General features: G+C 33.7%; 24 protein-coding genes. 19 read left to right on the top strand and 5 right to left on the bottom strand.

What is annotated here, in order from left to right:
• The first annotated feature begins 55 nt into the window (after positions 1-55).
• The 3 genes from C3L50_RS06755 (at position 56) to C3L50_RS06745 (ending at position 2,669) form a co-directional block, all read left to right on the top strand.
• Positions 56-343: an ArsR/SmtB family transcription factor gene (locus C3L50_RS06755; protein WP_103805402.1), complete on the top strand. Its 288-nt coding sequence runs from the start codon at positions 56-58 to the stop codon at positions 341-343.
• 73 nt (positions 344-416) lie between these two features.
• Entirely contained in the window at positions 417-1,166 is a 750-nt protein-coding gene (locus C3L50_RS06750; protein WP_103805401.1) for an SDR family oxidoreductase, read from the top strand.
• Positions 1,167-1,322: 156 nt separating this feature from the next.
• A complete protein-coding gene (locus C3L50_RS06745; protein WP_103805400.1) occupies positions 1,323-2,669 on the top strand; it encodes a deoxyguanosinetriphosphate triphosphohydrolase in 1,347 nt (448 codons plus the stop codon).
• 106 nt (positions 2,670-2,775) lie between these two features.
• Here the strand turns inward: C3L50_RS06745 and cysK are convergent, their stop codons facing one another.
• Positions 2,776-3,687: a cysteine synthase A gene (gene cysK / locus C3L50_RS06740; protein WP_103805399.1), complete on the bottom strand. Its 912-nt coding sequence runs from the start codon at positions 3,685-3,687 to the stop codon at positions 2,776-2,778.
• 154 nt (positions 3,688-3,841) lie between these two features.
• Between cysK and C3L50_RS06735 the strand changes: the two genes are divergently transcribed.
• The gene (locus tag C3L50_RS06735; RefSeq protein ID WP_103805398.1) at positions 3,842-4,135 is read left to right on the top strand and encodes a nucleotidyltransferase family protein; all 294 of its coding nucleotides are present in this window, start codon (positions 3,842-3,844) and stop codon (positions 4,133-4,135) included.
• Positions 4,125-4,472, top strand: a complete 348-nt coding sequence (locus C3L50_RS06730; RefSeq protein WP_103805397.1) for a HepT-like ribonuclease domain-containing protein — start codon at positions 4,125-4,127, stop codon at positions 4,470-4,472. The genes C3L50_RS06735 and C3L50_RS06730 overlap by 11 nt, the downstream gene beginning before the upstream one ends.
• 13 nt (positions 4,473-4,485) lie before the next feature.
• On the opposite strand, the gene C3L50_RS06725 is transcribed toward C3L50_RS06730, so the two are convergent.
• Both C3L50_RS06725 and ahcY read right to left on the bottom strand, forming a co-directional pair.
• Positions 4,486-4,986 (bottom strand): hypothetical protein, encoded by a 501-nt coding sequence (locus C3L50_RS06725; protein ID WP_103805396.1) that lies wholly within the window; start codon positions 4,984-4,986, stop codon positions 4,486-4,488.
• Between the two features lie 137 nt (positions 4,987-5,123).
• Positions 5,124-6,440, bottom strand: a complete 1,317-nt coding sequence (gene ahcY, locus C3L50_RS06720) for an adenosylhomocysteinase (RefSeq protein WP_103805395.1) — start codon at positions 6,438-6,440, stop codon at positions 5,124-5,126.
• 252 nt (positions 6,441-6,692) lie between these two features.
• Here ahcY and C3L50_RS06715 point away from each other — a divergent pair, with 252 nt between their 5' ends.
• The 6 genes from C3L50_RS06715 (at position 6,693) to C3L50_RS06690 (ending at position 14,671) form a co-directional block, all read left to right on the top strand.
• Positions 6,693-7,328 (top strand): 4'-phosphopantetheinyl transferase family protein, encoded by a 636-nt coding sequence (locus C3L50_RS06715; protein ID WP_103805394.1) that lies wholly within the window; start codon positions 6,693-6,695, stop codon positions 7,326-7,328.
• Between the two features lie 195 nt (positions 7,329-7,523).
• On the top strand, positions 7,524-7,997 hold the full coding sequence (locus tag C3L50_RS06710) for a GNAT family N-acetyltransferase (protein WP_103805554.1): 474 nt from the start codon (positions 7,524-7,526) through the stop codon (positions 7,995-7,997).
• 59 nt (positions 7,998-8,056) lie between these two features.
• The gene (locus C3L50_RS06705; RefSeq protein ID WP_103805393.1) at positions 8,057-9,313 is read left to right on the top strand and encodes an aspartate kinase; all 1,257 of its coding nucleotides are present in this window, start codon (positions 8,057-8,059) and stop codon (positions 9,311-9,313) included.
• 126 nt (positions 9,314-9,439) lie between these two features.
• Positions 9,440-12,853 carry a hypothetical protein gene (locus C3L50_RS06700; protein WP_103805392.1) on the top strand — a complete coding sequence of 1,138 codons (3,414 nt, stop codon included), beginning with the start codon at positions 9,440-9,442 and terminating at the stop codon, positions 12,851-12,853.
• A 76-nt stretch (positions 12,854-12,929) separates the two neighbouring features.
• Positions 12,930-13,463: a hypothetical protein gene (locus C3L50_RS06695; protein WP_103805391.1), complete on the top strand. Its 534-nt coding sequence runs from the start codon at positions 12,930-12,932 to the stop codon at positions 13,461-13,463.
• A 143-nt stretch (positions 13,464-13,606) separates the two neighbouring features.
• A complete protein-coding gene (locus tag C3L50_RS06690; RefSeq protein WP_103805390.1) occupies positions 13,607-14,671 on the top strand; it encodes a glycosyltransferase in 1,065 nt (354 codons plus the stop codon).
• 34 nt (positions 14,672-14,705) lie between these two features.
• On the opposite strand, the gene C3L50_RS06685 is transcribed toward C3L50_RS06690, so the two are convergent.
• A complete protein-coding gene (locus C3L50_RS06685) occupies positions 14,706-15,728 on the bottom strand; it encodes a LacI family DNA-binding transcriptional regulator (RefSeq protein WP_103805389.1) in 1,023 nt (340 codons plus the stop codon).
• A 471-nt stretch (positions 15,729-16,199) separates the two neighbouring features.
• Between C3L50_RS06685 and rplM the strand changes: the two genes are divergently transcribed.
• The 6 genes from rplM (at position 16,200) to C3L50_RS06655 (ending at position 20,601) form a co-directional block, all read left to right on the top strand.
• Positions 16,200-16,655 carry a 50S ribosomal protein L13 gene (rplM, locus tag C3L50_RS06680; protein WP_103805388.1) on the top strand — a complete coding sequence of 152 codons (456 nt, stop codon included), beginning with the start codon at positions 16,200-16,202 and terminating at the stop codon, positions 16,653-16,655.
• Positions 16,655-17,041, top strand: a complete 387-nt coding sequence (rpsI, locus tag C3L50_RS06675; protein WP_103805387.1) for a 30S ribosomal protein S9 — start codon at positions 16,655-16,657, stop codon at positions 17,039-17,041. The genes rplM and rpsI overlap by 1 nt, the downstream gene beginning before the upstream one ends.
• 216 nt (positions 17,042-17,257) lie before the next feature.
• Complete coding sequence (gene rpsB, locus C3L50_RS06670; RefSeq protein ID WP_103805386.1) at positions 17,258-18,040, top strand: 30S ribosomal protein S2; 783 nt, start codon at positions 17,258-17,260, stop codon at positions 18,038-18,040.
• A gap of 136 nt (positions 18,041-18,176) precedes the next feature.
• Entirely contained in the window at positions 18,177-19,139 is a 963-nt protein-coding gene (gene tsf, locus C3L50_RS06665) for a translation elongation factor Ts (protein WP_103805385.1), read from the top strand.
• 179 nt (positions 19,140-19,318) lie between these two features.
• Positions 19,319-20,035 (top strand): hypothetical protein, encoded by a 717-nt coding sequence (locus tag C3L50_RS06660; protein ID WP_103805384.1) that lies wholly within the window; start codon positions 19,319-19,321, stop codon positions 20,033-20,035.
• A 5-nt stretch (positions 20,036-20,040) separates the two neighbouring features.
• Positions 20,041-20,601: a DNA-3-methyladenine glycosylase I gene (locus C3L50_RS06655; RefSeq protein ID WP_103805383.1), complete on the top strand. Its 561-nt coding sequence runs from the start codon at positions 20,041-20,043 to the stop codon at positions 20,599-20,601.
• A gap of 43 nt (positions 20,602-20,644) precedes the next feature.
• Here C3L50_RS06655 and C3L50_RS06650 read toward each other — a convergent pair whose 3' ends face one another.
• The gene (locus C3L50_RS06650) at positions 20,645-21,670 is read right to left on the bottom strand and encodes a LacI family DNA-binding transcriptional regulator (protein WP_103805382.1); all 1,026 of its coding nucleotides are present in this window, start codon (positions 21,668-21,670) and stop codon (positions 20,645-20,647) included.
• A gap of 154 nt (positions 21,671-21,824) precedes the next feature.
• Between C3L50_RS06650 and C3L50_RS06645 the strand changes: the two genes are divergently transcribed.
• Positions 21,825-24,245 (top strand): TonB-dependent receptor domain-containing protein, encoded by a 2,421-nt coding sequence (locus tag C3L50_RS06645; protein WP_103805381.1) that lies wholly within the window; start codon positions 21,825-21,827, stop codon positions 24,243-24,245.
• A 96-nt stretch (positions 24,246-24,341) separates the two neighbouring features.
• Positions 24,342-25,655 carry an MFS transporter gene (locus tag C3L50_RS06640; protein ID WP_103805380.1) on the top strand — a complete coding sequence of 438 codons (1,314 nt, stop codon included), beginning with the start codon at positions 24,342-24,344 and terminating at the stop codon, positions 25,653-25,655.
• The last annotated feature ends 51 nt before the right edge of the window (positions 25,656-25,706 follow it).

The raw sequence follows: 25,706 nt of genomic DNA, 5'->3' as shown, positions 1-25,706 counted from the left end.
AAAAAATATATCGAAATATTTCGATATATTAAAAATATATTTTTATCTTTGCTCTATGATTACAAGTTTAAGCATAAAACAAGTCGAAAAAATCTCAAAAGCTTTGGGCGATCCATATCGTTTGAAAATTATGAAGATTGTCAGCAACAGCGAAAGTTGTGTGCAATGTTGTGATGTTTCTGCTGAATTTAATTTAGCTCAATCAACGATGTCGCATCATATAAAACAATTGATTGATGCTGATTTATTGATAGCTGACAAAGACGGACGTAATCTTAAATTTGTCGTTAATAAAGAAGTTTGTACTGCCTATGCGGATTATATCAACAGTTTAGTGCTTTAGCTTTTTTTTAATCAAAAACATCGAAATATTTAGATATTTAAATACTTAAAACAATAAAATTATAATAAAAACTATGAAAAAACTACAAAACAAAGTAGCTGTAATTACAGGAGGCAACAGCGGAATAGGATTAGCAACAGCAAAATTATTTGCAGAACAAGGAGCTAAAGTGGCCATTACTGGTCGCAATAAAAAGACCATTGACGAAGCGGTTTTCGAAATTGGAAATGCTTCTATTGGTTTGGTAAGCGATGTTTCGGATTTGAACAGCATTGATACTACTTACGGAACTATTAAAAATACTTTTGGAAAAATAGATGTATTAGTTGTGAATGCAGGTGTATTTATTGCAGCACCTTTAGCAGATTTTACGGAAGAAATGTTCGATCAAACGAGCGATATTAACTTCAAAGGTGTTTTCTTCACAATTCAAAAAGCGTTACCTCTTCTAAATGATGGCGCTTCGATTGTTATTACTGCCTCGACTGTAGCGCACAAAGGTTTTGCAACTACTGCGGCTTATTCTGCTTCCAAAGCAGCGGTTCGTTCACTGGCCAGAACTTTATCTGCCGAATTATTAGATAGAAATATACGTGTAAATGTACTTTCTCCTGGGCCTATTGATACGCCTTTATTTGAAAGAGGTGGAGCTTCCAAAGAAGAAGCAAACGGAACAAAAACACATTTCGCTTCAGGAATACCAGCCAAACGCTTAGGAACTTCAGAAGAAATGGCGGCAGGATTTCTTTATCTGGCTTCCGATGATTCTAAGTTTATGATTGGTGGTGAGCTGTTATTGGATGGTGGAGCAGCAACACTATAAAATTTTAGTTATTAATTTGTTTTTAAAAGAAGAAGCTCTTGTTGAATAAATCGACTAGGGCTTTTTTGATAAGAGAATAAAGCAAATCACAGCATTGGCGATTTGATTCTATTTTCTATTATCTTTGAATTCAAAAATCCAAAATCTCCAATCACAATGAACTGGGAACAACTATTGTCTTTAAAACGCCAAGGCGACAAAGGAAAACGATTACGAATTGAACAAGACGACACCCGTTTGGGTTTCGAAGTCGATTATGATCGAATTATATTCTCGTCGGCTTTCAGAAGTTTGCAGGACAAAACACAGGTTATTCCACTTTCAAAAACGGATTTTGTCCATACCCGACTGACTCATAGTATGGAAGTTTCGGTTGTGGGACGTTCCATTGGAAGATTGGTTGGAAAGAAAATCATCGAAAAATATCCACATCTAAAAGAAGTTCACGGTTTTCAGGCCAATGATTTTGGAGCTATTGTGGCTGCCGCTTCATTGGCACACGACATCGGAAATCCGCCTTTTGGACATTCTGGTGAAAAAGCCATTGGAGAATATTTTTCTATTGGAAAAGGACAACAATACAAAGACCAACTTTCGGCAAAAGAATGGCAGGATTTAATCGATTTTGAAGGCAATGCCAATGGGTTTTCAGTACTCACAGCAAGCCGGCCTGGAATTGAAGGCGGTTTAAGAATTTCGTATGCCACATTGGGGGCTTTTATGAAATATCCAAAGGAAAGTTTGCCCAAAAAACCAACCTCCAACATTGCCGACAAAAAATACGGTTTCTTCCAGTCAGACAAAGATTTTTTTCAAGACGTAGCTTCTGAATTGGGAATGATTCCAAACAAAGACGGTAACGACATTGGCTATGAAAGACATCCTTTGGCTTATTTGGTCGAAGCTGCCGATGACATTTGCTACACCATCATTGATTTTGAAGATGGCATCAATTTAGGTTTAGTTCCCGAAGATTTTGCCTTAGAATATTTGATAAAATTAGTTAAAGACAGTATTGACTCTTCCAAATACAATACTTTAACGACCAAAGAAGACCGAATCAGTTATTTGAGAGCTCTGGCAATAGGCAGTTTGATTAACGATGCTGTAAAAGTTTTTATCGAAAATGAAGAAGCAATTTTGGACGGAAGATTTCCTTTTGCTTTGACCGACAAAAGCAAATACAAAGTACAGATGGACGACATCATCAAATTGAGTGTCAAAAACATTTATCAAAGCCGCGAGGTTATCGAAAAAGAAATTGTGGGTTACCAAATTATCCAAACCTTGTTGGATAAATTCATAACTGCATTCAATAATAAATTTGATGGTAATTCGTCTAATTACGATAAACTTTTGTTGAAAATGTTACCCGAAAAATTCTTAGAAGAAAAAGCGGATTTATACCAAAGACTCCTTCATATTTGCCATTATGTTTCCCTTTTGACCGACGGAAATGCTTTGGAATTATACGATACTATCAATGGTAGGAAAACGCATTAAATACGAAGTTCGAGGCAAATCAAGAACAAAATCATTCTAAAAAACCTTTGACAAAGTTGGATTTATAACTTTGCCAAAGGTTTATTTTTTATAATTTATATGGATTTTAAAACAATCCTTCGATAGATAAATATCTTTCTCCTGTATCATAATTAAACGTCAATACAACGGCTCCATCTGGAATAGCATCTAGTTTTTTTGCTACTGCTGCCAAGGAGGCTCCTGTTGAAATTCCCACAAGAATTCCTTCTTCTTTGGCAATTTTTCTGGCGAATTCAAAAGCATCCTCTTTGCTTACTTGAATTACTTCGTCAATTAAATCACTGTTGTAGATTGATGGAACAAAACCGGCTCCAATGCCTTGTAGTGGATGTGGACCAGGAGTTCCGCCACTTAATACGGGAGACAATTCAGGTTCAACGGCAATTACTTTAAGATTAGGAAATTTGGCTTTCAAGACTTTAGCCACGCCGGTAATGTGCCCACCAGTTCCAACTCCTGTGATGACATAATCTAAACCATTAGGGAAATCAGCAATAATTTCTTGGGCAGTAGTTCTTTCGTGAACGGCTACATTGGCTGGATTGTCAAATTGTTTGGGTGACCAAGCATTTGGAGTTTCAAGAACTAATTCGGCAGCTTTTTCGATAGCGCCTTTCATCCCTTTTTCGCGTGGTGTAAGCACAAATTCTGCTCCATAGATTTCCATTAATTTTCTGCGTTCTACGCTCATTGAATCTGGCATCACTAGAATCACTTTGTATCCTTTCACTGCCGCAACCAATGCTAAACCTATTCCTGTGTTTCCTGAAGTTGGTTCGATAATAACGCTGTCAGCATTCAATAACCCTTTACTTTCCGCATCTTCAATCATCGCAAGAGCAATTCTGTCTTTGATACTATTTCCCGGATTCGTTCTTTCTAACTTAATCCAAACTTCTTTCTTGTTTCCAAACAATTTGTTGATTTGAACCACGGGTGTGTTCCCAATGGTTTCAATAATGCTTTTTGCTTTCATATTTGTTATGTTATGATTTGAATAGTATATTTTATGCTTTTTTAAGCAATGGCTAATTTACGGAAAAAAATAGAGCAGATTGGAAGGAGGAGAAAATCAATTTGTAATTTGTTTTGAATTTTTAATTAAATTTGTAAAAACCAATTAAAAAAAAATGAGTCTTACTAATTCTCAAATAAATATCATAAAAGATTTTTTTTCAAAGCAACCCGTTTTGAAAGCCTATCTCTTTGGTTCTTACGGAAGAGGAAGTGAAAACAAAGACAGTGATATTGATTTATTGGTAGAACTTGATTACAGCCAGCCCATTGGTTTAGAATTCATTCAAATGCAATTGGATTTACAAAAATTACTGTCTAAAAAAATAGATTTAGTTTCGGCCAGAGGACTCTCAAAATACATTCAGCCTATTTTAGATAAAGAAAAAAAGCTAATTTATGCAAGATAGATTAGGAGATAATGTTCGCTTGCATCACATCGCAGATGCTATAAATGAAATAGAAAACTATATACAAGATGTGGATTTTGATCATTTTGTAAAAAATTCGATGATGTTTAATGCTAGTTTACGTCAACTCGAAATAATTGGAGAAGCCAGTAACCGACTGTCTGAAATGATTTTAAACGATAATTCTTCCATCCCTTGGGCAAGAATTATTGGGTTACGAAACCTTGTCATTCACGAATATTTTGGCATAGATGATTTTACTATTTGGGATGTCATTAAAATAAATCTTCCTGATTTAAAAATTAAAATTTTGGATTTGCTGGAAGAAATTGACTAATTCAATTTGAAGATTATTTCCGATATTTGTTCTTCATATAATTTTCCTTTTTTATAATTTTCCCATCTTTAGAATAAAACTCCCAAATACTATCTTTTATCCAGCCATAACCAGTACTTATATAATATTCCTTTCTTTCTGGTTTTAAATTTGAGTAGGTATATTCAATTTGTTTATATTTTAATCCGCTTCTTTCATATTCCGATGTAGAATTTATATGTGAGACTGGTGAAATAGAGTGCCAAATAATAAGAAAAATAAAGAATGGTAGTGGAGTTGAAAAACCTAAAACTATTTTTTCTAAATAATTAGTTATTTTGATTTTATCAGTCCGAATATAAATTGCAATTGATATTCCAGCTACAATCCAAAATAATGGAAAAATAAATAAATAGCTTAAGGAAATACTTTCATCTTGATTTATATTATGAACCAAAAAGAATGTAATTAAGTTATAAAAAAAAGCAAATGCTAATAAAATAGGAATGTTTTGGTATTTGTTTTCAGCATTCATAAGTTTTTTTATTCAAATATAGCATGTTTTTTAATTTAAGATTTAAGAGCATTCTAAAGTCTTGAATAACAAAAACCCTCACATTTCTGCAAGGGTTTCTATCGTAATTCGTAATTTTTAATTCGTAATTAAAAATACTAATATCTGTAATACTCCGGTTTAAAAGGTCCTTCAACCGCAACACCAATATATTCTGCTTGGTCAACACGTAAAGTTTCCAATTCAACACCTAGTTTAGCCAAGTGCAACATAGCCACTTTTTCATCCAAATGTTTAGGCAACATATACACGTCGTTGTTGTATGCTGCGCTGTTTTTCCACAATTCGATTTGAGCTAGAGTTTGGTTGGTAAATGAGTTACTCATTACAAAACTTGGGTGACCTGTAGCACAACCAAGGTTTACCAAACGACCTTCGGCCAAAATGATAATGTCTTTTCCAGCGATAGTATATTTGTCAACTTGTGGTTTGATTTCGATTTTCGATGCACCGTGGTTTTTGTTCAACCAAGCCATATCAATTTCGTTATCAAAATGTCCAATGTTACAAACGATAGTTTTGTCTTTCATTTGTTCAAAATGAGAACCTAGAACGATGTCTTTATTTCCAGTTGTTGTGATGATGATATCCGCATTTCCAACAACAGTATCTAATTTTTTAACTTCAAAACCGTCCATTGCTGCTTGTAAAGCACAAATTGGGTCAATTTCAGTTACAGTTACAATAGAACCAGCACCTCTAAAAGAAGCTGCTGTTCCTTTTCCTACGTCTCCGTATCCACAAACTACAACTCTTTTTCCAGCCAACATAATATCGGTAGCACGACGAACTGCATCAACTGCAGATTCTTTACAACCGTATTTGTTATCAAATTTCGATTTAGTAACCGAGTCATTTACGTTAATTGCAGGCATTGGTAATGTTCCAGCTTTTACTCTTTCGTACAATCTATGAACACCAGTTGTAGTTTCTTCGCTCAATCCTTTGATTCCAGCAACCAATTCTGGGTAACGATCAATAACCATATTGGTCAAATCTCCTCCATCATCCAAAATCATATTCAATGGTTTTCTGTCTTCTCCAAAGAATAAAGTTTGTTCGATACACCAGTCAAAAGATTCTTCATCAAGACCTTTCCAAGCGTAAACCTGAATTCCAGCAGCAGCAATTGCAGCAGCAGCCTGATCTTGAGTAGAAAAAATGTTGCAAGATGACCAAGTCACTTCGGCACCAAGAGCAATAAGTGTTTCTATCAAAACCGCAGTTTGAATCGTCATATGCAAACATCCTGCAATACGAGCGCCTTTCAAGGGTTGTTCGTCTTTATATTCTGCACGAAGCGCCATCAAACCTGGCATTTCAGCCTCGGCCAATTCAATTTCTTTTCTTCCCCAAGCTGCTAGAGAAATGTCTTTTACTTTGAAAGCCACATAAGGCGTAGTCGTTGTACTCATTTATAGTATATTTGTATTGTAAAATTTTTTGCAAATTTACGCAATAACTTTATAATTTAAAAAGCGTTCGGGAATATTTATGATTTGTTTAATTTCCTAATCTTTTGAATTGTAATGAAATAATTTTTTTTAGAAGCTAATCCTGCTGTTCACTATATCTTTTGTGGCGAACCCCGCCACAAAAGGATGCCGTTTCCATCAGGGCTAAAACAACCTTCATAATTCAAAACGCCTAATTCGTAATTTAAGGAAATGCCTTTATTCAAAATCATAAACATAACTCCCACGACACAAATCTTGATTTGGAAAGTAACCGAATCCTTTGATGAGTTAGTAGAAAAAGTAGTTTTAAAAGAAAAAACACAACTTCGATTAAACGGAATGAAGTCCGAAATGCACCAACGTGCTTTTTTGAGTGTTCGTATGCTGATTCAAGAAATCGGGATTAACGATTTTGATTTACATTACGACGAATTCGGCAAACCCTATTTAAATGACCATCAACACATTTCAATCACCCATTCCCATAATTTTGCCGCGATAATTGTCAGCGAAGAAACCGTTGGAATTGATATGGAAATGCAACGAGAAAAAATAATTCGCATCGCCGATAAATTTGTAAACGAAAAAGAATTGAAGCGTTTGCAAAGTTTTGACTCTCTAGATTACATCAAAAAACTAACAGTAAAATGGGGAGCCAAAGAAGCCATTTTCAAAATTAGAAACGAAAAAGGAATCAGTTTCAAAGATCATATTCAAGTGAAACCATTCGAAATAGGAGAAAAAGAAACAACTGCCATTCTTGAATTCGAAAACCTAAAACAACCCTTCACCATATTCTTTGAAGAAATAGAAAACTTTACTTTGGTTTATGCTTTCGAAAAGTAAATTCTCCTAAAAATTATTAACCCACAACAATTTTGTTGTGTTTCTTCAATGAAATCGTTTTAGCAAAATTGAAGTCACAAATCTCGCTTTTTTTGTGAAATCAAAACTATTTTGTACCTTTCGATTATCATAATTGTATATTTGCCAAGTATTTTAGCAAATTTTGGCTTTATAATTATTTTCACAACCCAAATTATGATTATCAGAAAAGGAAATCCCGAAGACATGACAGGCGTATTAAGCCTTATTCAGGAACTAGCTGATTTTGAAAATGAACCAAACGCTGTAGTCATTACGGTCGAGGATTTAATTCGCGATGGCTTTTCATCCACTCCTTTATTTCATGTTTTTGTTGCTGAAGTCGAATCTACTATCGTCGGAATTGCTTTGTATTACTACCGATATTCCACTTGGAAAGGCAAGACTATTCATTTAGAAGATTTGGTTGTAAAAGAAAATATGCGTGGTTCAGGAGTAGGTTTTGCTTTGTATTCTGAAATTATGAAACAAGGAAAAAAAGATCAGGTTCGAAGAATTGAATGGAATGTTTTAGACTGGAATACGCCCGCCATAAATTTCTATAAAAAATCGGGCGCAAAAATCCTTGACGATTGGAGAGTTGTACAAATGGACGAGGCTGCAATTGATGCGTTTTTAGAAAAAAATTAATAAATACAAAACTCCAAATTTGGAATTTGGAATTTTAAAAAAATAGAATTTTAATAATTATGAGAGTATTCAAATTTGGTGGTGCATCAGTAAAAGATGCCGCAGGAATAAAAAACGTATATGACGTTTTACAAAAAGTAGGTTATGAAGATGTATTGTTGGTGGTTTCAGCAATGGGAAAAACAACAAATGCACTGGAAGATGTAATCAAAAATTATTTCGAAAAATCGGAAGAATTAAATGCATCGGTTCAAGAAGTAAAAAAATACCACAATCAAATTTTGTTGGATTTATTTGAAGACGAAAAAAACGAAGTTTTTGCCGCTGCAAACACGCTTTTCTCAGAATTAGAATATTTTTTGGCACACAACAAATCACCCAATTACAATTTTGTTTATGACCAAATTGTAAGTTATGGAGAATTAATTTCGACCACTATTTTAAGCCATTTCATGAGTTATATGGGCATCAAAACCCAATGGTTGGACGTTCGTAATTTTGTAAAAACCAATTCAAATTATAGAGATGCAGAAGTAGATTGGGAATTAACTCAAAAAAATATTGCCAAAAACGTAAAGAAAAAAATGCTAAACATTACCCAAGGATTTTTGGGTTCTGACGAAAATAATTTCACCACAACTCTAGGTCGTGAAGGCTCAGATTACACCGCAGGAATTTTTGCTTATTGTCTCAATGCCGAAAGTGTAACCATCTGGAAAGACGTTCCGGGAGTAATGAATGCCGATCCAAGATATTTTGAAAATGCGAGTTTGTTGAGTCATATTTCATATCGTGAAGCTATTGAAATGGCGTTTTATGGAGCAACCGTTATTCACCCAAAAACGTTACAACCACTACAAAAAAAGGAAATTCCTTTGTATGTAAAATCTTTTATAAACCCAATGCTACCTGGAACTTGCGTATCTAAAGGATCTGATTCTGAATGGCAAATCCCTAGTTTTATTGTCAAAAGAAATCAACTTTTGATTTCGCTTTCCTCTATAGATTTCTCTTTTATTATGGAAGAAAACATTAGCGAAATATTTGCTTTGTTTCATCAATTTAAACTGAAAGTTAATTTAATTCAAAATTCAGCCATCAGTTTTTCGGTTTGTGTTGAAGACAAATTCGAGAATTTTAAAGATTTAAATCCAATTCTTTCTAAGAAATTCAAAGTCGATTTTAATGAAAATGTAACGCTTTACACCATCAGACATTTTAATGATAAAGCGGCACAAACTGTCGAACAAAACAAAACCGTTTTGCTAAAACAAGTAAGCCGCGAAACGATGCAAGTGGTTACTAAGGAAAGTTAACAAACCTCTTCCAAATAATTTTACCGCAAATTCTCAAATATTTAAATTTGAGAATTTGCGGTTTTTTTATGAATACTTTTTCCCAATTATAAATACTACTTTTGACACTTTCGAGTTAAAGTATTTATGTTAAAAAATATCTTGATTTTGTTGGCAATATTAGGCTTTTCTGAACTCCACGCTCAGGAAAGCAATTCGCTATACAAAACCAAAAAAATTTTGGTTTCAAACGACACTATTCCCATTGAAAAAGAAAGTCTAAATTCCAGTTTTTTCAAATTGCTTGACGCCAATAACCATCCAATTGATAGTAGTTTCTACAAAATAAATTTCGAAAAAGGCATTTTATTATTAAACGAAAAATTGACTTCAAAATCAGATTCTATAACAGTTCAGTATTTAAAACTTCCTGAAATTTTAACCAAAGAATATCGGATTTATGACTCCAATAAAATGGTCAGTAATGAAGCTTCTAAGGGAAGTTTATATACCGTAGAAACTATTTCGCAGAAAAAAAACATCCCTTTTGAAGGCCTTAACACATCAGGAAGTATTTCGCGAGGCATTACCATTGGCAACAACCAAAACTCGGTTTTAACCTCCAATCTCGATTTGCAAATCACCGGAAAACTTTCAGACAAAGTAAGTCTGAGAGCTTCCTTGCAAGACAACAATATTCCGCTTCAAGATGGCGGATATTCTCAAAAGCTAGATCAATTTGACAATATTTTCATGGAACTTTTCAGCGAAAAATGGAATATTCGTGCTGGTGATGTTTTTCTTGAAAACCACAAAAGCCAATTTCTAAATTTCAATAAAAAAGCCCAAGGAATTTCGACCAGTTTTGACTTTGGAGGCGAGGACAACAAAACCAATATTTTTGCTTCGGCGGCATTGGTCAAAGGGCAATATGCTAAAAGTAATTTTGTAGGACAAGAAGGCAATCAAGGTCCATACAAATTAGTAGGCAAAAATGGCGAATTGTATGTTCTTGTCATTTCAGGTTCCGAACGAGTTTATGTCAACGGAATTCTTTTAAATCGTGGCGAAAACAAAGATTACACCATAGATTATAATGCTGGTGAAATCCTGTTTACACCGCTATTTACCATTACTTCCGAAATGAGAATTACAATAGAATACCAATATTCTGAACAAAATTACACCCGATTAGTCACTTATGTTGGCGGAACTCACGAAAATAAAAAATGGAGTTTAGGCGGCTATTTGTATTCTGAAAGCGATTTAAAAAATCAACCTCTGCAACAAAGTCTTTCGACTGAACAAACGCAAATTTTGGCCGATGCAGGTGATGATATGAATTTAATGGTAGCACCATCTGCCTATCTGGACTCTTATTCTGATAATAAAATTTTGTACAAAAAAACGATCATCAATGGGGTCGAAGTTTTCGAATATTCGAATAATTCACAGGATGTTTTGTACAATGTGAAATTTAATCAAGTGGCTGCCAATAAAGGAAATTACATTCTGAAAAACGCTGCCGCCATTAGTAGAATTTATGAATATATCGAACCCCTAAATGGAATTCCACAAGGAAATTACGAACCTATTATTCTATTGGTGGCACCAATAAAAACTCAGGTTGCCACCTTTTTAGGAAAATACAATCCCACCGAAAAAACCTTGATTGATTTTGAAATTGGCCTTAGCAACAACGATAAAAACTTGTTTTCGTCCATTGACGATTCTAATAATACAGGTTTGGCAACAAAAATAAATGCACGCCAGCGACTGTTTTCTAAAAAATGGAAGGTAGATGCTTTTGCCAATTATCAATTTGCACAAAAAGATTTCAGCACAGTCGAACGCCTTTACAGCATTGAATTTGGGCGAGATTGGAATTTGGGAACCACCACAATTGGCAACCAAAGTTATCTAGTTTCGGGTTTGCAAATGACTCTTCCTGAAAAAGGAAATTTGACTTATCAATTCGAAAAATTGGATTTTACTGGAAATTTCTCTGGCAATCGTCATATTTTAAATGCTAATTTTAAATTGAAAAATTGGGATATTCTTAGCCGAGGTAGTTTTTTGAATAGTGATGCAACAGTTTCAACATCAAAATTCTTGCGAAATCAAACCCAAGTAAAATATCATTTCCAAAAAAATTGGGTTGGAACCAGCTTGAAACTGGAAGACAATCAAGAAAAAGACAAAGTCAATAATCAATTTTCGGCATTAAGTCAAAGATTTACGGAATATGGTTTGTTTGCTGGACGTGGCGACAGCACCAAAGTTTTTGTGGAATTGGGTTATTTTAAAAGAGCCAACGATAGTTTGCAAAACGGAAGTATTCAACGGGTAAATAATTCGCAAACTTTGGCTTTGAGATCAAAATTGATTCAAACTAGTAAAAGTGATTTGTCGCTTTTTGTGAATTATCGTGTTTTAAATTTTGTAGATGCTACCCGAAAAAACGAACCTTCATTGAATTCCAGAATGATGTACAACGACCGTTTTTTCAATCAATTAGTACAATGGACTACTGTATTTGAAACCAATTCAGGTTCTATCCCACAACAGGAATTTACTTATCTTGAAGTGCCCGTTGGGCAAGGTGTTTATACTTGGAATGACTACAATAGCAACGGAATTCAGGAATTAGAAGAGTTTGAAGTGGCTCCTTTTCCTGACCAAGCCAAATATATTAGAGTGTATTTGCCCAACCGAATTTATATTAAAACACACCAAAATAAATTTTCACAATCCTTGATTTTAAACCCCAATCAATGGCAAAACGAAGCGGGTTTCAAGAAAATAGTCTCTTATTTTTACAATCAAACTTCCTATCTCGTTGATCGAAAAATTGAAAACAAAGGCGATAATTTCGATTTAAATCCGTTTAGCAAATCAGAGAAAAATGTTTTAGGATTGAGTTCAAGTTTCAGGAATAGTTTGTTTTTTAATCGAGGAAAACAATGGCATTCTGTAACCTACACTTATGTTCAAAACGAAAATAAAAATTTACTTTCCATTGGTTCTCAAGAAGCCAAAAATAGCTCTAATCAAATACAATACAATCATTTATATAAAAAAAGTTGGTTGTTTGGAATGTTTGCAAAAACCATCCAAACCTCTTTGACATCTGAAAATTATCCGGACAAGAATTATGAAATAAAAGGCTATCAATTGGCGCCAAAAATCAGTTATTTATTTTCCAAAAGCACCAGTTGGGATGTATTTTATGAACTTCAAAACAAGGAAAACCAAATTGGAAATTTAGAAACTTTACTCCAAAATAGATTTGGAACCTCCTTCACTTATGCTGGCAAAAAGAATTTTACGATGAATGGAGAAATCTCTTTTTACCAAAATAAATTTGTTGGCAACGACCTTTCATCAGTTGGATTTCAAATGCTTGAAGGATTGCAAGCAGGACAAAACCTGACTTGGCGATTGCTTTTTCAAAAAAATCTAACCAATTTTCTGGATATAAATTTCAACTATCAAGGGCGAAAAAGCGAAACTAGCCAAACCATTCATACGGGAAGTGTACAACTGAGAGCTTATTTTTAAAATATTGTTTTAGAAATTTAAACCCGTACTATTTTTTTTATTAACTTTATTCTTCAAACCTTAAAATCAAATTATTATGAAAAAATTAATTTTGTTATGCTTCCTTTTTGTTTTCTCAAACACTTTTTATGCTCAAACCACAAAATCAAAAAGTGAACCTACAAGTAAAGAAACCACCAAAAAAAAATCAAGTTATAATTACGACAAAGATGTTCCTGTAAAATCTACCAAAAAAGAGGCAGATTCGAAAACAAAATCAACAAAAGAAAAGACTAAAAAAGAAGCCGATTCAAAAGTCAAATCAACTAAAGAAGCTACTAAAAAATCGGGTTATGATTATGACAAAGATGTTTCTGTAAAATCAAAATCTAATAATGCCACCAAAACTAACAAATCGGATGTAAACAAAATTGATGCTAAAATAAAAGACGAAAAATACACTAAGGGAAATTCTAACAAGAAAACTACTTATAAAGAAACCAACGAAAAAGCACCAAAAACTCCAGATAGAGTAACAGGAGAATACAAAGGCAAAAAAGTATATACAGGTTCTAGAGGAGGGAAATATTACATCAATAAAAACGGAAATAAAACCTATATTCAAGACTAACTCTTTAGAAAAATATAAAACTGTCCAAAATTATTTTTTTTTGGACAGTTTTTTTATTCCTTAACTTAACGGTAAATTAATACTTTCAAAATAGGATTTGCTGTTGAATTCATACCTTTCGCTTTTAATTTGATGTAAAAAATATGAGTTTCAATACTACTAACAAAACCATTTTGATTGCCCCTTTAAATTGGGGTTTGGGTCACGCAACACGCTGCATTCCAATTATTAAAGCCTTGCAAGAAAATAACTTTATTCCCATTATAGCTTCTGATGGAATTGCACTTGAATTATTGCAAAAAGAATTTCCTTATGTTCAAACGCTTAAATTGCCTTCTTACCAAATTGAATATGCTAAAAATGGCAAAAATTTTAAATGGAAATTATTGAAAAACTTTCCTGAAATGATTAAGGCGATTTGGAAAGAAGAGAAAAAAGTCAGGAAATGGATTAAAAAATATGATATTGACGGCATAATTTCTGACAATAGGCTAGGTGTTTTTAGCAAAAAAATTCCCTCGGTTTATTTGACCCATCAATTGAATGTAATGACTGGAAGCACCACTTGGTTTACCAGTATATTGCACCAACATATCATCAAAAAACACGATGAATGTTGGGTTCCCGACTTTGAAGGAACGTCAAATTTATCATACAAATTAGGTCATATTGAAAATCCTGATTTTAATTTGAAATATATTGGAGCATTGAGTCGAATGCAAAAAAAAGAAACACCAAAACTATATGATTTGATGATTATTCTTTCTGGCCCTGAACCCCAACGCGAATTATTGGAAGACAAACTAAAAATAGAAATTCTGAAATACAAAGGAAGTGTTGTTTTCATAAAAGGAATTGTCGAAAAAGACCAAAAAAAGGAACAAATTGACCATGTTACTTTTTACAATTTTATGAATAGTAGGCAGCTGGAACAAACGTTTAACGAAAGTGAAATTGTGTTATGTCGCTCGGGTTATACCACGATTATGGACTTGGTGAAATTGGAGAAAAAAGCTTATTTTATCCCAACGCCAGGTCAGTATGAGCAAGAATATTTAGCCAAAAAACTAAAAGAAGAAGGTCTTGTTCCTTATTCGAAACAAGACAATTTTAGTATAGAAGATCTAAAGGAAATAGAAAATTATAAAGGATTACCATTATTGGAAATCCCTATTAATTGGAAACATTTATTTGAAGTTTTTGAATAATAAAAACTTCAAATAAATCTCTCAATTCCAATTATTAGGTTCTTGTTGACTCTCGAAATCTTAATTCGGTTTTGATTACAGTAGTTTTATACGGGGCTTCATTTTCTCCTTTTTCTAATCTTTCGATCAGTAATTCTGCTGCTGCTTCACCAATTTCTGGTCCGTGTTGACTAACTGTAGTTAAACTTGGAGATAATCTTCTTGAAGCAAGAATACCATCGGCAAAACCAATAATTGATAGATTTTCTGGTATTTTAAATCCTTTTTTTAGACTAATTCTCAAGGCAGCAACCGAGTCATTTTCATCTAAAGCAAAAACGCCATCAATTGATTTATTGTCGAATAAAATTTCGGCCTTTTCTTTTAAATCCTCCTCAGAATCGGTACGGATAATTAAATCTGGATTTACCTTAATATTATTGTTTTGCAAAGCTTTTAAATACCCATTGGCTCTTAATTTCCCAACACTTAAATTATCTGCCGAAGAAAGTAAAGCTATATTTCTACATCCAATATCTATCAAATACTGAGTTGCATTTAGAGCTGAATCAAAATCATCAACAACCACTTTATCACATTCTACTTCGTCAACAACTCTGTCGAACATAACAATTGGTGTTCCTTCGCTTATTATTTCTTTGAAGTGATTGAATTCATGAAGTTTTTGAGCTTCTTCTGATGGAGACAAAATAAAGCCATCGATTGTTCCATTGCTCAACATATCCATGGTGCTAATTTCTTTCTTCAAAGACTCGTTAGAAATACAAGTGATTACATTATATCCTTTCTCTTCGGCAACTTTTTCGATTCCAGTAAAAACTTTGGCGAAAAATGAATTTAAAATATTAGGAATGATTACGCCAATGGTTTTGGTCTTTCTGTTTTTTAAATTCAGACCAATTACATTGGGTTTATAATTTTTTAGTTTTGCGTATTCCTTAATTCTGGTTTTGGTTTGTTCACTAATTTCAGGACTATCATTTAGAGCTTTTGAAACAGTAGAAACGGAAACATTTAGTTCTTTAGCGATTTGTTTTAAAGTAGCTTTAGCTTTCATATATAAAATTAGTTTTAAATTGCTAAGGTAATAAAAAATACGAAGAATGAATTGTTGCCTCAATGATAAACCTTAATAAAATACTTTATTTGATAGAAATTGGGTTGTGAGTAAAGTCCTCAAAGAAAATTAAACCCTGTTTTAATTTAACTTACCAATTTCGGATAGCGAAAAACAAACTTTTGTATTGTTATTCAAAACTAAAAAGACAGCCATTCTCATTGCTGCAACAACTCTTTTAGAATAAAAAAAGGACTTGCTTAATGGTCAAACAAATCAAACAAGCTTCATCAAAAAACCAACACAAAGAGATTCAAAACAATTTGAAAAGCACAGTCCAAAAAAACAAACCGTTTACAGACTGATTATCAGAATAAAATAAAAATTACTGAGTATTTGCATTTCAAAAAAATAATTGTACTTTTGCACTCCCTTTATTGGGAATGGAATGTTTAATTAAAATAAATTATTGTGAACGCATTAAGCTACAAAACAGTATCGACAAGCAAAGCAACCGCATCTAAAGAATGGATCGTGGTAGACGCTGACGGTCATAACTTAGGACGTCTTGCAACTAAGGTCGCTATGATCCTTAGAGGGAAGTACAAGCCAAGTTATACCCCACACGTGGACTGTGGAGATAACGTAATTGTTATCAACTCAGAAAAAATCAACCTTACAGGTAACAAACTAGACGAAAAAACATATGTTCGTCATACAGGTTATCCAGGAGGACAAAGAACTTTAACTGCTAAAGTATTGCAAGCAAAAAACCCTGCATTATTAGTAGAAAAAGCCGTAAAAGGTATGTTGCCTAAAAACAAATTAGGAGCAGAACTTTTTAGAAATTTAAATGTTGTTGTAGGACCAGAGCACAAACAAGGAGCTCAAAAACCTAGAACTGTTAACCTAAACGATCTTAAGTAATGGGAGTAATTCACAAAATCGGTAGAAGAAAAACCGCTGTTGCACGTGTATATGTTTCAGAAGGAACAGGAGTTATCACTGTAAACAAAAAACCATTCGCAACTTATTTCCCAACTGCAACTTTACAATACAAAGTGTTACAACCAATGTCTATGACAGAAAATGCAACCAACTTTGATGTAAAAGTAAACGTTTACGGAGGAGGTTCAACTGGTCAAGCAGAAGCTGTAAGAATGGCTTTAGCAAGAGTAATGTGTGAAGTTGGCGAAGGAAACAGAGCTATCTTAAAACCAGAAGGTTTATTAACAAGAGACCCAAGAATGGTTGAACGTAAAAAATTCGGTCAGAAGAAAGCTCGTAAGAGATTCCAATTCTCTAAACGTTAATATTGCCTGTCTTGTGCAATTCGTACAAGACAAATTGATAATTAAATTAAAAAACAATGTTGTTGTTGTCCCGATGCGTTGGGAAATTAGTTTAGCATCTAAATGGGTTGAAAAGTTTATAGTTTATGGTTTATAGTTTCGAGTTGAAACAACAAACAATAAACAACAAACCAAAAAAACACATTGCTAATCAACAGAACGTAAACTAAATAAAAAATGTCAAACAAAGTAGAAGTAAAAGAATTACTAGAAGCAGGTGTTCACTTCGGACACATGACTAGAAAATGGGATCCAAATATGGCTCCATACATTTATATGGAACGTAATGGAATTCACATTATCAATCTATATAAAACTGCAGCAAAAATTGAAGAAGCTAACGAAGCCTTGAAAAAAATTGCAGCATCAGGTAGAAAAATATTATTTGTTGCTACCAAAAAACAAGCAAAAGACATCGTTGCCGAAAAAGCAGCAGCTTGTAACATGCCTTACATTACTGAAAGATGGCCTGGTGGAATGTTGACTAACTTTGTAACTATCAGAAAGGCAGTAAAAAAAATGTCTTCTATTGATAAAATGAAGAAAGACGGAACATTCAATACACTTTCTAAAAAAGAACGTTTGCAAGTAGATCGTCTTCGTGCTAAATTAGAGAAAAACTTAGGTTCAATCGCAGATATGTCTAGACTTCCTGCAGCATTGTTCGTAGTAGATATCAAAGCTGAACACATCGCAATTAAAGAAGCTCAAAAATTAAACATTCCAGTTTTTGCAATGGTTGATACCAATTCTGACCCAAGAGAGGTAGATTATGTTATCCCTGCAAATGACGATGCTTCCAAATCAATTGATAAAATTTTATCTATTGTAACTGCTGCGGTAGTTGACGGTTTATCAAACAGAGGTGCTGAAGCAGATATTCAACCAGAAGCTGCTACTGAAGAAGTAGATGCTGAAGTTGCAACTGCTGAAGTTGAAGCTCCAACAACTGAAGAATAAAACAAATTTTAAATTCCAAATTTTAAATTCCAAATTCCAAAAAAGTTAGTAACGTTTAGTTAGTAATTTGTTAAAATTGGAATTTGGGATTTGAAGGTTGGAATTTTTACTTTTATAACATTAAAAACATATTATTATGGCAACAATTACTGCTGCAGACGTAAATAAATTAAGACAAACTACAGGTGCCGGAATGATGGACTGTAAAAAAGCTTTAGTTGAAGCTGATGGAGATTTCGACAAAGCCATACAAAACCTTAGAGAAAAAGGACAAAAAGTGGCTGCTAACCGTTCTGACCGTGAGTCTAGCGAAGGAGCTGCCGTTTCTTTTATCAATGCTGACAAAACCAAAGGAGCTATCATCACTTTGAACTGCGAAACTGATTTCGTAGGTAAAAATGAAGCTTTCGTAACTTTAGCTAAAGAATTAGTTGAAAAAGCAATCAACTTTTCTTCTAAAGAAGAATTTTTAGCTTCAGATTTCAACGGAATTACTGTTGCTGAAAAATTAATTGAGCAAACTGGAGTTATTGGCGAAAAAATCGAAATCGGTGGTTTCGAAATTTTAGAAGGCGCTTTCGTTGGATCTTATGTTCACGTTAACAAAATTGCTGCATTAACTGCAATTTCTGCACCAATTGCTAATGGTGATGTTTTAACTAAAGACATCTCTATGCAAGTTGCTTCTATGGGAGCTGACACCTTATCTTACAAAGATTTTGATCCAGCTTTCGTTGAATCTGAACTTGCTGCTCGTATTGCTATCATCGAAAAAGAAAATGAAGAAGCTGCTCGTTTAGGAAAAACATTGAAAAATGTTCCTAAATACATTTCATTCTCTCAATTAACTCCTGAAGTTATTAAACAAGCTGAAGAAGATGCTAAAGCAGAATTAAAAGCTGAAGGCAAACCAGAACAAATTTGGGATAAAATTATTCCAGGAAAAGTGCAACGTTTCATCTCTGACAACACTACTTTAGACCAAGAGAAAGCCTTATTGGATCAAAACTTCATCAAAGATGATAGCAAAAAAGTGGGTGATTATGTTAAAGGATTCAATGTTGAAATCACAGGTTTTAAAAGAGTTACTTTAGGATAATTATAATTCATTATTCAATACCAAAAAGGGAGACTTATTAGTAAGTCTCCCTTTTTATTTTACATCCTTTTCCTTTGAAAATACTGACATCATTCTAATTTTATTACTAAAAAACAAAATACAAAATTTACTATATTTGCTTCTATAAAGACTTATTTTAAAATTCACAACTACAATCAATGGCTCATTTCAAAAAAACACTCCTGTTTTTAATTATTTTCAGTTTAATTAGTTGCGGAAAAAACAAAGAAAGCCAGGAACACGAATTAGAACAAAAAAAAGAACCTAGCTACGAACAAACTATCGAAACTATTAATGCAGAAGTCCCTAGAAAAGACACCACAAAAACTTCAAAAGAAGACAGCATAATAGCCATCAAACACTCTATTTTAAGAGAAAAAAAATACACAAAAAAGAAAGCAAATACTCCAACTGAAGAAAAAAAAGTAACTGAAACTAAAACAGTAACTGAAAACACCTCAGAAACAAATACCACTAAACCAGAAATAAAAAAAGTAAAAGCACCTTCATTTGTTTACATCAAAAAAATATTAAACGAATGTGAAACAGGAGTAACAATGACTCAAGAAGATTTAGTAGCCAAATTTAAGATTCCAAAAGAGGCAATGAAATTAGTTAAAAGTGTAACCAAAACCGCTCCAGACGAGCTGGATATTAAATGGAAATCAACTTGGCTCGTAGAAAAAATATCCGATGCTAAATTCAAAGACGGAAAACTTAAAATGAGATTCGAAGACAACAAAATGTACACTTCAGGCGGGGCCATCTCCATCAAATATGAAAAGAAATTATACTCTGATTTAATTTTGATAGGACGTGCTGCATACATTCCTACAGTAAAAGGGTTTTATTGGCAAATTGGAAACGGAAAATAATAAATATGGAACTTCAAAGATGCAGTTGGTGCTTATCCAGCGATTTGTATAAAAAATACCACGACGAAGAATGGGGTGTTCCTGTCTATGAAGACCAAAAATTATTCGAATTCCTATTGCTCGAAACTTTTCAAGCGGGTTTGAGTTGGATTACGATACTCAACAAAAGAGAAAATTTCCGCAAGGCCTTTGATGATTTCGATTACATCAAAATAGCCAATTATTCTGAGGCTAAAATTCAAGAATTGCTTTTGGACGCTGGGATTATTCGAAATAAACTTAAAGTATATTCCGCTGTATCTAATGCACAGGCTTTTATAAAAATACAAGAAGAATTTGGCAGTTTTTCCAAATATATCTGGGGTTTTGTAGATGGAAAACCAATCGACAACCATCGTAAATCACTAAAAGAAGTACAAGCTGCTACTCCACTTTCTGATACCATCAGCAAAGATTTAAAAAAACGTGGATTTAAATTTGTAGGCTCAACAGTAGTTTATGCACACATGCAAGCTACTGGAATGGTCAATGATCACGTTGAAGATTGTTGGACGAGAAATCAATAGGCAGTGTTCAGCTGTAATCAAACATATTTTCAAAAAAAGAAAATCATTTCTTCAAAGTAGATTCACGCACAATAACACTTGTTCCCAACTCGACTATTTTGGGTTCAAAAGGCTTACCATTCTTTCTACAAACTATTTCTTCAAGCAACAAGCCAAAAGCAGCAACCCCCATTTCATAATTGGGCTGATCTACAGTACTCAACTTTGGCGAGATTACTTGAGAAACAAACCAATTACTAAAACCAATTATGGCAATTTGGCCAGGCACTTGTATTCCGATTTCATTGAAATGCGCCAAAACTCCGATAGCCACTAAATCTGTAATGACAAAAATACCGTCAATACCCAAATCATCCTCAATAATTTGCTTTGCAAATACAACACCTTGCTCAAAAGTAATGCTTTTGCAGGCATACACTAATTTAGGATCAAAAGGAATTCCGTTTTTTTCTAAAGCTTTTTTATAACCTATAAAACGATCAATGGAGTTTTGAGGATTTTCAAGACCCCGAATATGGGCGATTTTTTTACAACCTTTGTCAATTAAATGCTGAACAGCCTCCATAGCCGCCTTTTGGTCATTAATAATCACTTTAGAACTCGGAATTAATTTAGAGATTTTATCAAATTGAACAAAAGGAATTTCTTTCCGAAGGATTTCCTTGATGTGAAAATCATTATTAGATTCATTAGAAAGTGACATAATAATGCCATCCACTCTTTTATTAATCAAAAGTGCCACTTGCTTTTTTTCCAACTCCAAAGATTCATTTGATTGCAGAATGATAACGAGGTATCCATTTTTTTCGGCCTCGGCAATAATTCCGTTAATTACATTGGAGAAAAAATGATGCACCACTTCAGGAATTATCAAACCAATGGTTTTAGATTCTTTGGTTCGCAAATTGACAGCAAAACTATTGGGTGTGTAGTTAAGTTCCTCAGCCAAAGCATAAACAGCCTTTCGAGTTTTCTCACTTACATCCGAATAATTTTTTAATGCTTTGGAAACCGTAGTTATTGATATTCCTAAAGTTTCAGCAATTTCTTTTAAGGTGGTCTCTTTCATATAACAAATATGAGAAAAATTTTTTTATGAAATCGAAAACGTTTTCGGTAATTTCGAAAACGTTTTCGATTATATTTATCTATTTTAAAATGGTTAAAAAAGTAGTTTTGATAAAAAATTACCAAATAAATTATTAACTAAACAAATTTAAACCATGAAAAAAAACCATTCATCATTTAAAAAAATCGGGCTGATTATAGCATTATTGCTTTTCAATTTGGGTTTTTCACAAAATGAAACTAATCCAGTTGTTGACACCACAAAAACAACAAAACTAGAAGATATTGTAATCACTGGAGTTGCCAACCCAAAAGCAAAAATCAAATCGAGTGTTTCTATCACTACTATGGACGTAAAACAAGTTGAACAATCGGCACCAAGATCGACAGCAGAAATTTTTAGATCCATTCCTGGAATTCGTTCTGAATCTTCTGGTGGAGAAGGAAACTCAAACATTTCGGTTCGTGGTGTGCCTATTTCTTCTGGTGGTTCTAAATATCTACAAATTCAAGAAGATGGCCTTCCTGTACTTTTGTTTGGAGATATAGCTTTTGCAACAGCCGATATTTTTACTAGATTTGATGGAAACACAGCAAAAATCGAAGCCATTCGCGGTGGATCGGCCTCTACTTTATCATCAAATTCCCCTGGTGGAATCATTAACTTTATCAGCAAAACTGGAAAAACTGAAGGCGGAATGGTAAGAACCAGTTTCGGATTGGATTACAACAATTTTAGAACCGATGTTGACTACGGAACAAAAATTGGTGAAGGACTTTATTTTCACGCAGGTGGTTTTTATAGAGCTGGCGAAGGAGTAAGAAAAACAGGTGTTACATCTAATAATGGTGGTCAAGTAAAATTCAATCTTACCAAAGAATTTGAAAACGGAAAAATTACGGTTTATGCTAAATTCTTAAACGACAGAGCTGCTGCTTATATGCCAATGCCGGTAAAAGTTACAGGAACAAACTCGAATCCAAGTTGGGGAAGCGTTAGCGGTTATGATGCTACGACTGGTGCTTTACAATCTATCTATTTGAACCATAATGTTGGTCTTGGCCCTGATGGTCAATTAAGAAGAGAAAGTGTTGCCGATGGAATGAATCCTGTTTCAAAATCAATTGGTGTAAACGCTTCATTTGATTTAGAAGGCGGTTGGAAAATAACAGAAAACGGTCGTTATTCTTCTAATAGCGGTGGTTTTATCGCTCCATTTCCAGCAGAAGTGGGTTCGGCAGCAGCAATTGCAGCTTCTTTTGGAGCAGGTTCTAAATTGACTTATGCCGATTCAGGAACTCCGTTTAACAACCCAAATGGATTGGTTTCTAGAATTCATATGTTCGACACTCAATTAAATGATTTAAGCAATTTCATGAATGACTTGAGAATAACCAAAAAATTTGATAAAATCGGTATTACTGCTGGTTACTTCAAATCACTTCAAAATATCTCAACTTCGTGGTTATGGAATTCTTACTTACAAGAAGTTTCAGATAACAATCCTCGTTTAATAAACGTAACAAATGCTACGGGAACATTATTATCAGACAACGGTTTGTATGCTTATGGAACTCCAGCTTGGGGAAATCTTGCTAGAAATTATGACACTCAATACAATGTTTCTGCTCCTTATGTAAACTTGTCTTTTGATGCTACCGAAAATCTTTCTTTTGAAGGAGGTTTGCGTTATGATTTAGGAAAAGTTTCAGGTTCATTCGCTGGCGGTACATCAAGAGCTTATGACATCAACAACAACGGAACAATATCAGTTCCAGAACAGAATGTTTTTGCTGTAAACACTGCTAATGAAACTGCTGTGAATTACGATTACGATTATGTTTCTTATACTTTGGGAGCCAACTATTTGTTGACTGCAAAACAATCTCTTTTTGCAAGATATAGTAAAGGAGCTGCTGCAAAAGCCGATCGTATTTTATTTTCAGGATTGGATTATTTAGATGGAAGCAAAATCAACGCTTTAGACTTTTTGACACAAGCCGAATTAGGATACAAACTTAAATTCCCAAAAGGGTATGCTTATGCAACCGCTTTTCACTCAAAAACGGATGAGCAAGCAGGTTATGAAGCCTCTACAAACAGCTTTATTAAAAACAATTATAAATCATATGGTTTAGAAATAGAATCGTCTTATAATGTGATGGATAACTTCAATTTAAAAGGAGCTTTCACTTACACCAAAGCCGAAATTACTTCTGGAGATAACGATGGAAATGAACCAAGAAGACAACCAAAATTGATGTACAATTTGATGCCAACTTATAACTTTTCATCTAATAAAAACACAGTTGGATTGAGTTTTATTGGTCAAACCAAAGCATATGCTCAAGATTCAAATCAATTAGTGATGAATGGTTTTGTAATTGTAAACGCCTTTGTTGAAGTTGGAATCACAAAAGGATTATCTGTAAACCTTTCTGGAAACAACCTATTCGATACTTTAGCAATTACCGAATCTGAAGAAGGAAATATCACAAACAATGCCGTAAATTATGTTAGAGCAAGACCAATGCCAGGAAGATCTATCTCAATGGCTTTGTCTTATAAATTTTAACAATGAAGTTAAATGTTAGTTAGTTTATAGTTAGTTACCAATTCCTGTACCATAAAAAGTACAGGAATTGATTTTTAAAAAATTAAAAAAATAGATATGGCATTTTCTAAACCTAAACTGAATTTTTGGCAAATATTGAGTATGAATGTTGGCTTTTTTGGCATTCAATATAGTTTTGGTTTACAGCAAAGTGCTGTTAACCCTATTTATGATTTTCTTGGTGCAAGCCCTGATGAGATTCCATTGCTGAATCTTGCTGGGCCAGTGACAGGATTATTGGTACAACCTTTAATTGGAGCCTTAAGCGATAAAACTTGGCATCCTAAATGGGGAAGAAGAAAACCGTTTTTTTTAATTGGAGCACTACTTTGTAGTGTGGCGCTATTATTATTTCCTTTTAGCAGTTCACTATGGATGGCGGCAGGATTGCTTTGGATTTTAGATGCCGGAAATAATACAGCAATGGAACCCTACCGAGCCTTTATTGCCGATAAATTAGATGAAGAACAACAACCTTTAGGCTTTCAAATGCAAAGTTTCTTTACGGGTTTAGGACAAACATTAGCCAATTTATCGCTGTTTATTTTTCCGATGATAATCATAGGAAAAACAGGTTCGTTACCCACTTGGGTTTACGCTTCCTTTTTTCTAGGAGCTATTTGTTCCATAACCACAATTTGGTGGAGCATTAAAACCACACCCGAAATCCCGCCAACAAAAGAAGAGTTGGCAGCAATACGAGCCAAAAAAGGAGGCCTATTCGAACCGCTTATCGAAATAATTGATGCCATAAAAGAAATGCCAAAAGTAATGTGGCAATTGGCTTTAGTCTATCTTTTTCAATGGTATGCTTTGTTTTGCTATTGGCAAAACTCCTCAAAAAGTATTGCTTTATCAGTTTGGGATGCGACTCCCAAAAGCAACCCTTCAGCTTATGAAGAAGCGGTAAGTTGGACTGGATTGGTCAATGGATGGTACAATATTGTTACTTTTTTGACTGCATTTGCTTTAGTAGGTCTCGCCAAAAAATTAGGTCCCAAAAAAGTTCACACTTTTTGCTTACTATTAGCTGCAGTTGGATTTTTATTGTTTCCACACATTCAAAACAAATACTTACTATTCTTTGCCATCACAGGATTTGGAATTGGATGGGCAAGTATGATGGGAATACCTTATTTAATGGTGGTTGGCGACATTCCAAAAGAACGATATGGCGTTTATATGGGTATTATCAATATGATGATAGTCATTCCAATGATAATTCAAAATCTATCTTTTGGATATGTATTGAAACATTTCTTAAATAATGATCCTCGTTTGGCTATCACTTTTGCTGGAGCACTTTTACTATTGAGTGCCGTTGCAACGCTTTTAATCAAAAGTAAAAACAGCATTCAAAACAAAAACTAAATTAAAAATTACGAATTACGAATTACGAATTAAAAATACGTTGCTAACAAC

The organism is Flavobacterium alvei (assembly GCF_002920895.1).
GTDB lineage: Bacteria > Bacteroidota > Bacteroidia > Flavobacteriales > Flavobacteriaceae > Flavobacterium > Flavobacterium alvei.
Note: the sequence above shows the minus strand (reverse complement) of the source record. Positions and strands in the feature narration are given on the sequence as shown.

Bases quoted from the DNA above. Each gene is read 5' to 3' on its own strand.
- C3L50_RS06755 (WP_103805402.1), top strand. From the start codon at position 56: ATGATTACAAGTTTAAGCATAAAACAAGTCGAAAAAATCTCAAAAGCT.
- C3L50_RS06750 (WP_103805401.1), top strand. From the start codon at position 417: ATGAAAAAACTACAAAACAAAGTAGCTGTAATTACAGGAGGCAACAGC.
- C3L50_RS06745 (WP_103805400.1), top strand. From the start codon at position 1,323: ATGAACTGGGAACAACTATTGTCTTTAAAACGCCAAGGCGACAAAGGA.
- cysK (WP_103805399.1), bottom strand. From the start codon at position 3,687: ATGAAAGCAAAAAGCATTATTGAAACCATTGGGAACACACCCGTGGTT.
- C3L50_RS06735 (WP_103805398.1), top strand. From the start codon at position 3,842: ATGAGTCTTACTAATTCTCAAATAAATATCATAAAAGATTTTTTTTCA.
- C3L50_RS06730 (WP_103805397.1), top strand. From the start codon at position 4,125: ATGCAAGATAGATTAGGAGATAATGTTCGCTTGCATCACATCGCAGAT.
- C3L50_RS06725 (WP_103805396.1), bottom strand. From the start codon at position 4,986: ATGAATGCTGAAAACAAATACCAAAACATTCCTATTTTATTAGCATTT.
- ahcY (WP_103805395.1), bottom strand. From the start codon at position 6,440: ATGAGTACAACGACTACGCCTTATGTGGCTTTCAAAGTAAAAGACATT.
- C3L50_RS06715 (WP_103805394.1), top strand. From the start codon at position 6,693: ATGCCTTTATTCAAAATCATAAACATAACTCCCACGACACAAATCTTG.
- C3L50_RS06710 (WP_103805554.1), top strand. From the start codon at position 7,524: ATGATTATCAGAAAAGGAAATCCCGAAGACATGACAGGCGTATTAAGC.
- C3L50_RS06705 (WP_103805393.1), top strand. From the start codon at position 8,057: ATGAGAGTATTCAAATTTGGTGGTGCATCAGTAAAAGATGCCGCAGGA.
- C3L50_RS06700 (WP_103805392.1), top strand. From the start codon at position 9,440: ATGTTAAAAAATATCTTGATTTTGTTGGCAATATTAGGCTTTTCTGAA.
- C3L50_RS06695 (WP_103805391.1), top strand. From the start codon at position 12,930: ATGAAAAAATTAATTTTGTTATGCTTCCTTTTTGTTTTCTCAAACACT.
- C3L50_RS06690 (WP_103805390.1), top strand. From the start codon at position 13,607: ATGAGTTTCAATACTACTAACAAAACCATTTTGATTGCCCCTTTAAAT.
- C3L50_RS06685 (WP_103805389.1), bottom strand. From the start codon at position 15,728: ATGAAAGCTAAAGCTACTTTAAAACAAATCGCTAAAGAACTAAATGTT.
- rpsI (WP_103805387.1), top strand. From the start codon at position 16,655: ATGGGAGTAATTCACAAAATCGGTAGAAGAAAAACCGCTGTTGCACGT.
- rpsB (WP_103805386.1), top strand. From the start codon at position 17,258: ATGTCAAACAAAGTAGAAGTAAAAGAATTACTAGAAGCAGGTGTTCAC.
- tsf (WP_103805385.1), top strand. From the start codon at position 18,177: ATGGCAACAATTACTGCTGCAGACGTAAATAAATTAAGACAAACTACA.
- C3L50_RS06660 (WP_103805384.1), top strand. From the start codon at position 19,319: ATGGCTCATTTCAAAAAAACACTCCTGTTTTTAATTATTTTCAGTTTA.
- C3L50_RS06655 (WP_103805383.1), top strand. From the start codon at position 20,041: ATGGAACTTCAAAGATGCAGTTGGTGCTTATCCAGCGATTTGTATAAA.
- C3L50_RS06650 (WP_103805382.1), bottom strand. From the start codon at position 21,670: ATGAAAGAGACCACCTTAAAAGAAATTGCTGAAACTTTAGGAATATCA.
- C3L50_RS06645 (WP_103805381.1), top strand. From the start codon at position 21,825: ATGAAAAAAAACCATTCATCATTTAAAAAAATCGGGCTGATTATAGCA.
- C3L50_RS06640 (WP_103805380.1), top strand. From the start codon at position 24,342: ATGGCATTTTCTAAACCTAAACTGAATTTTTGGCAAATATTGAGTATG.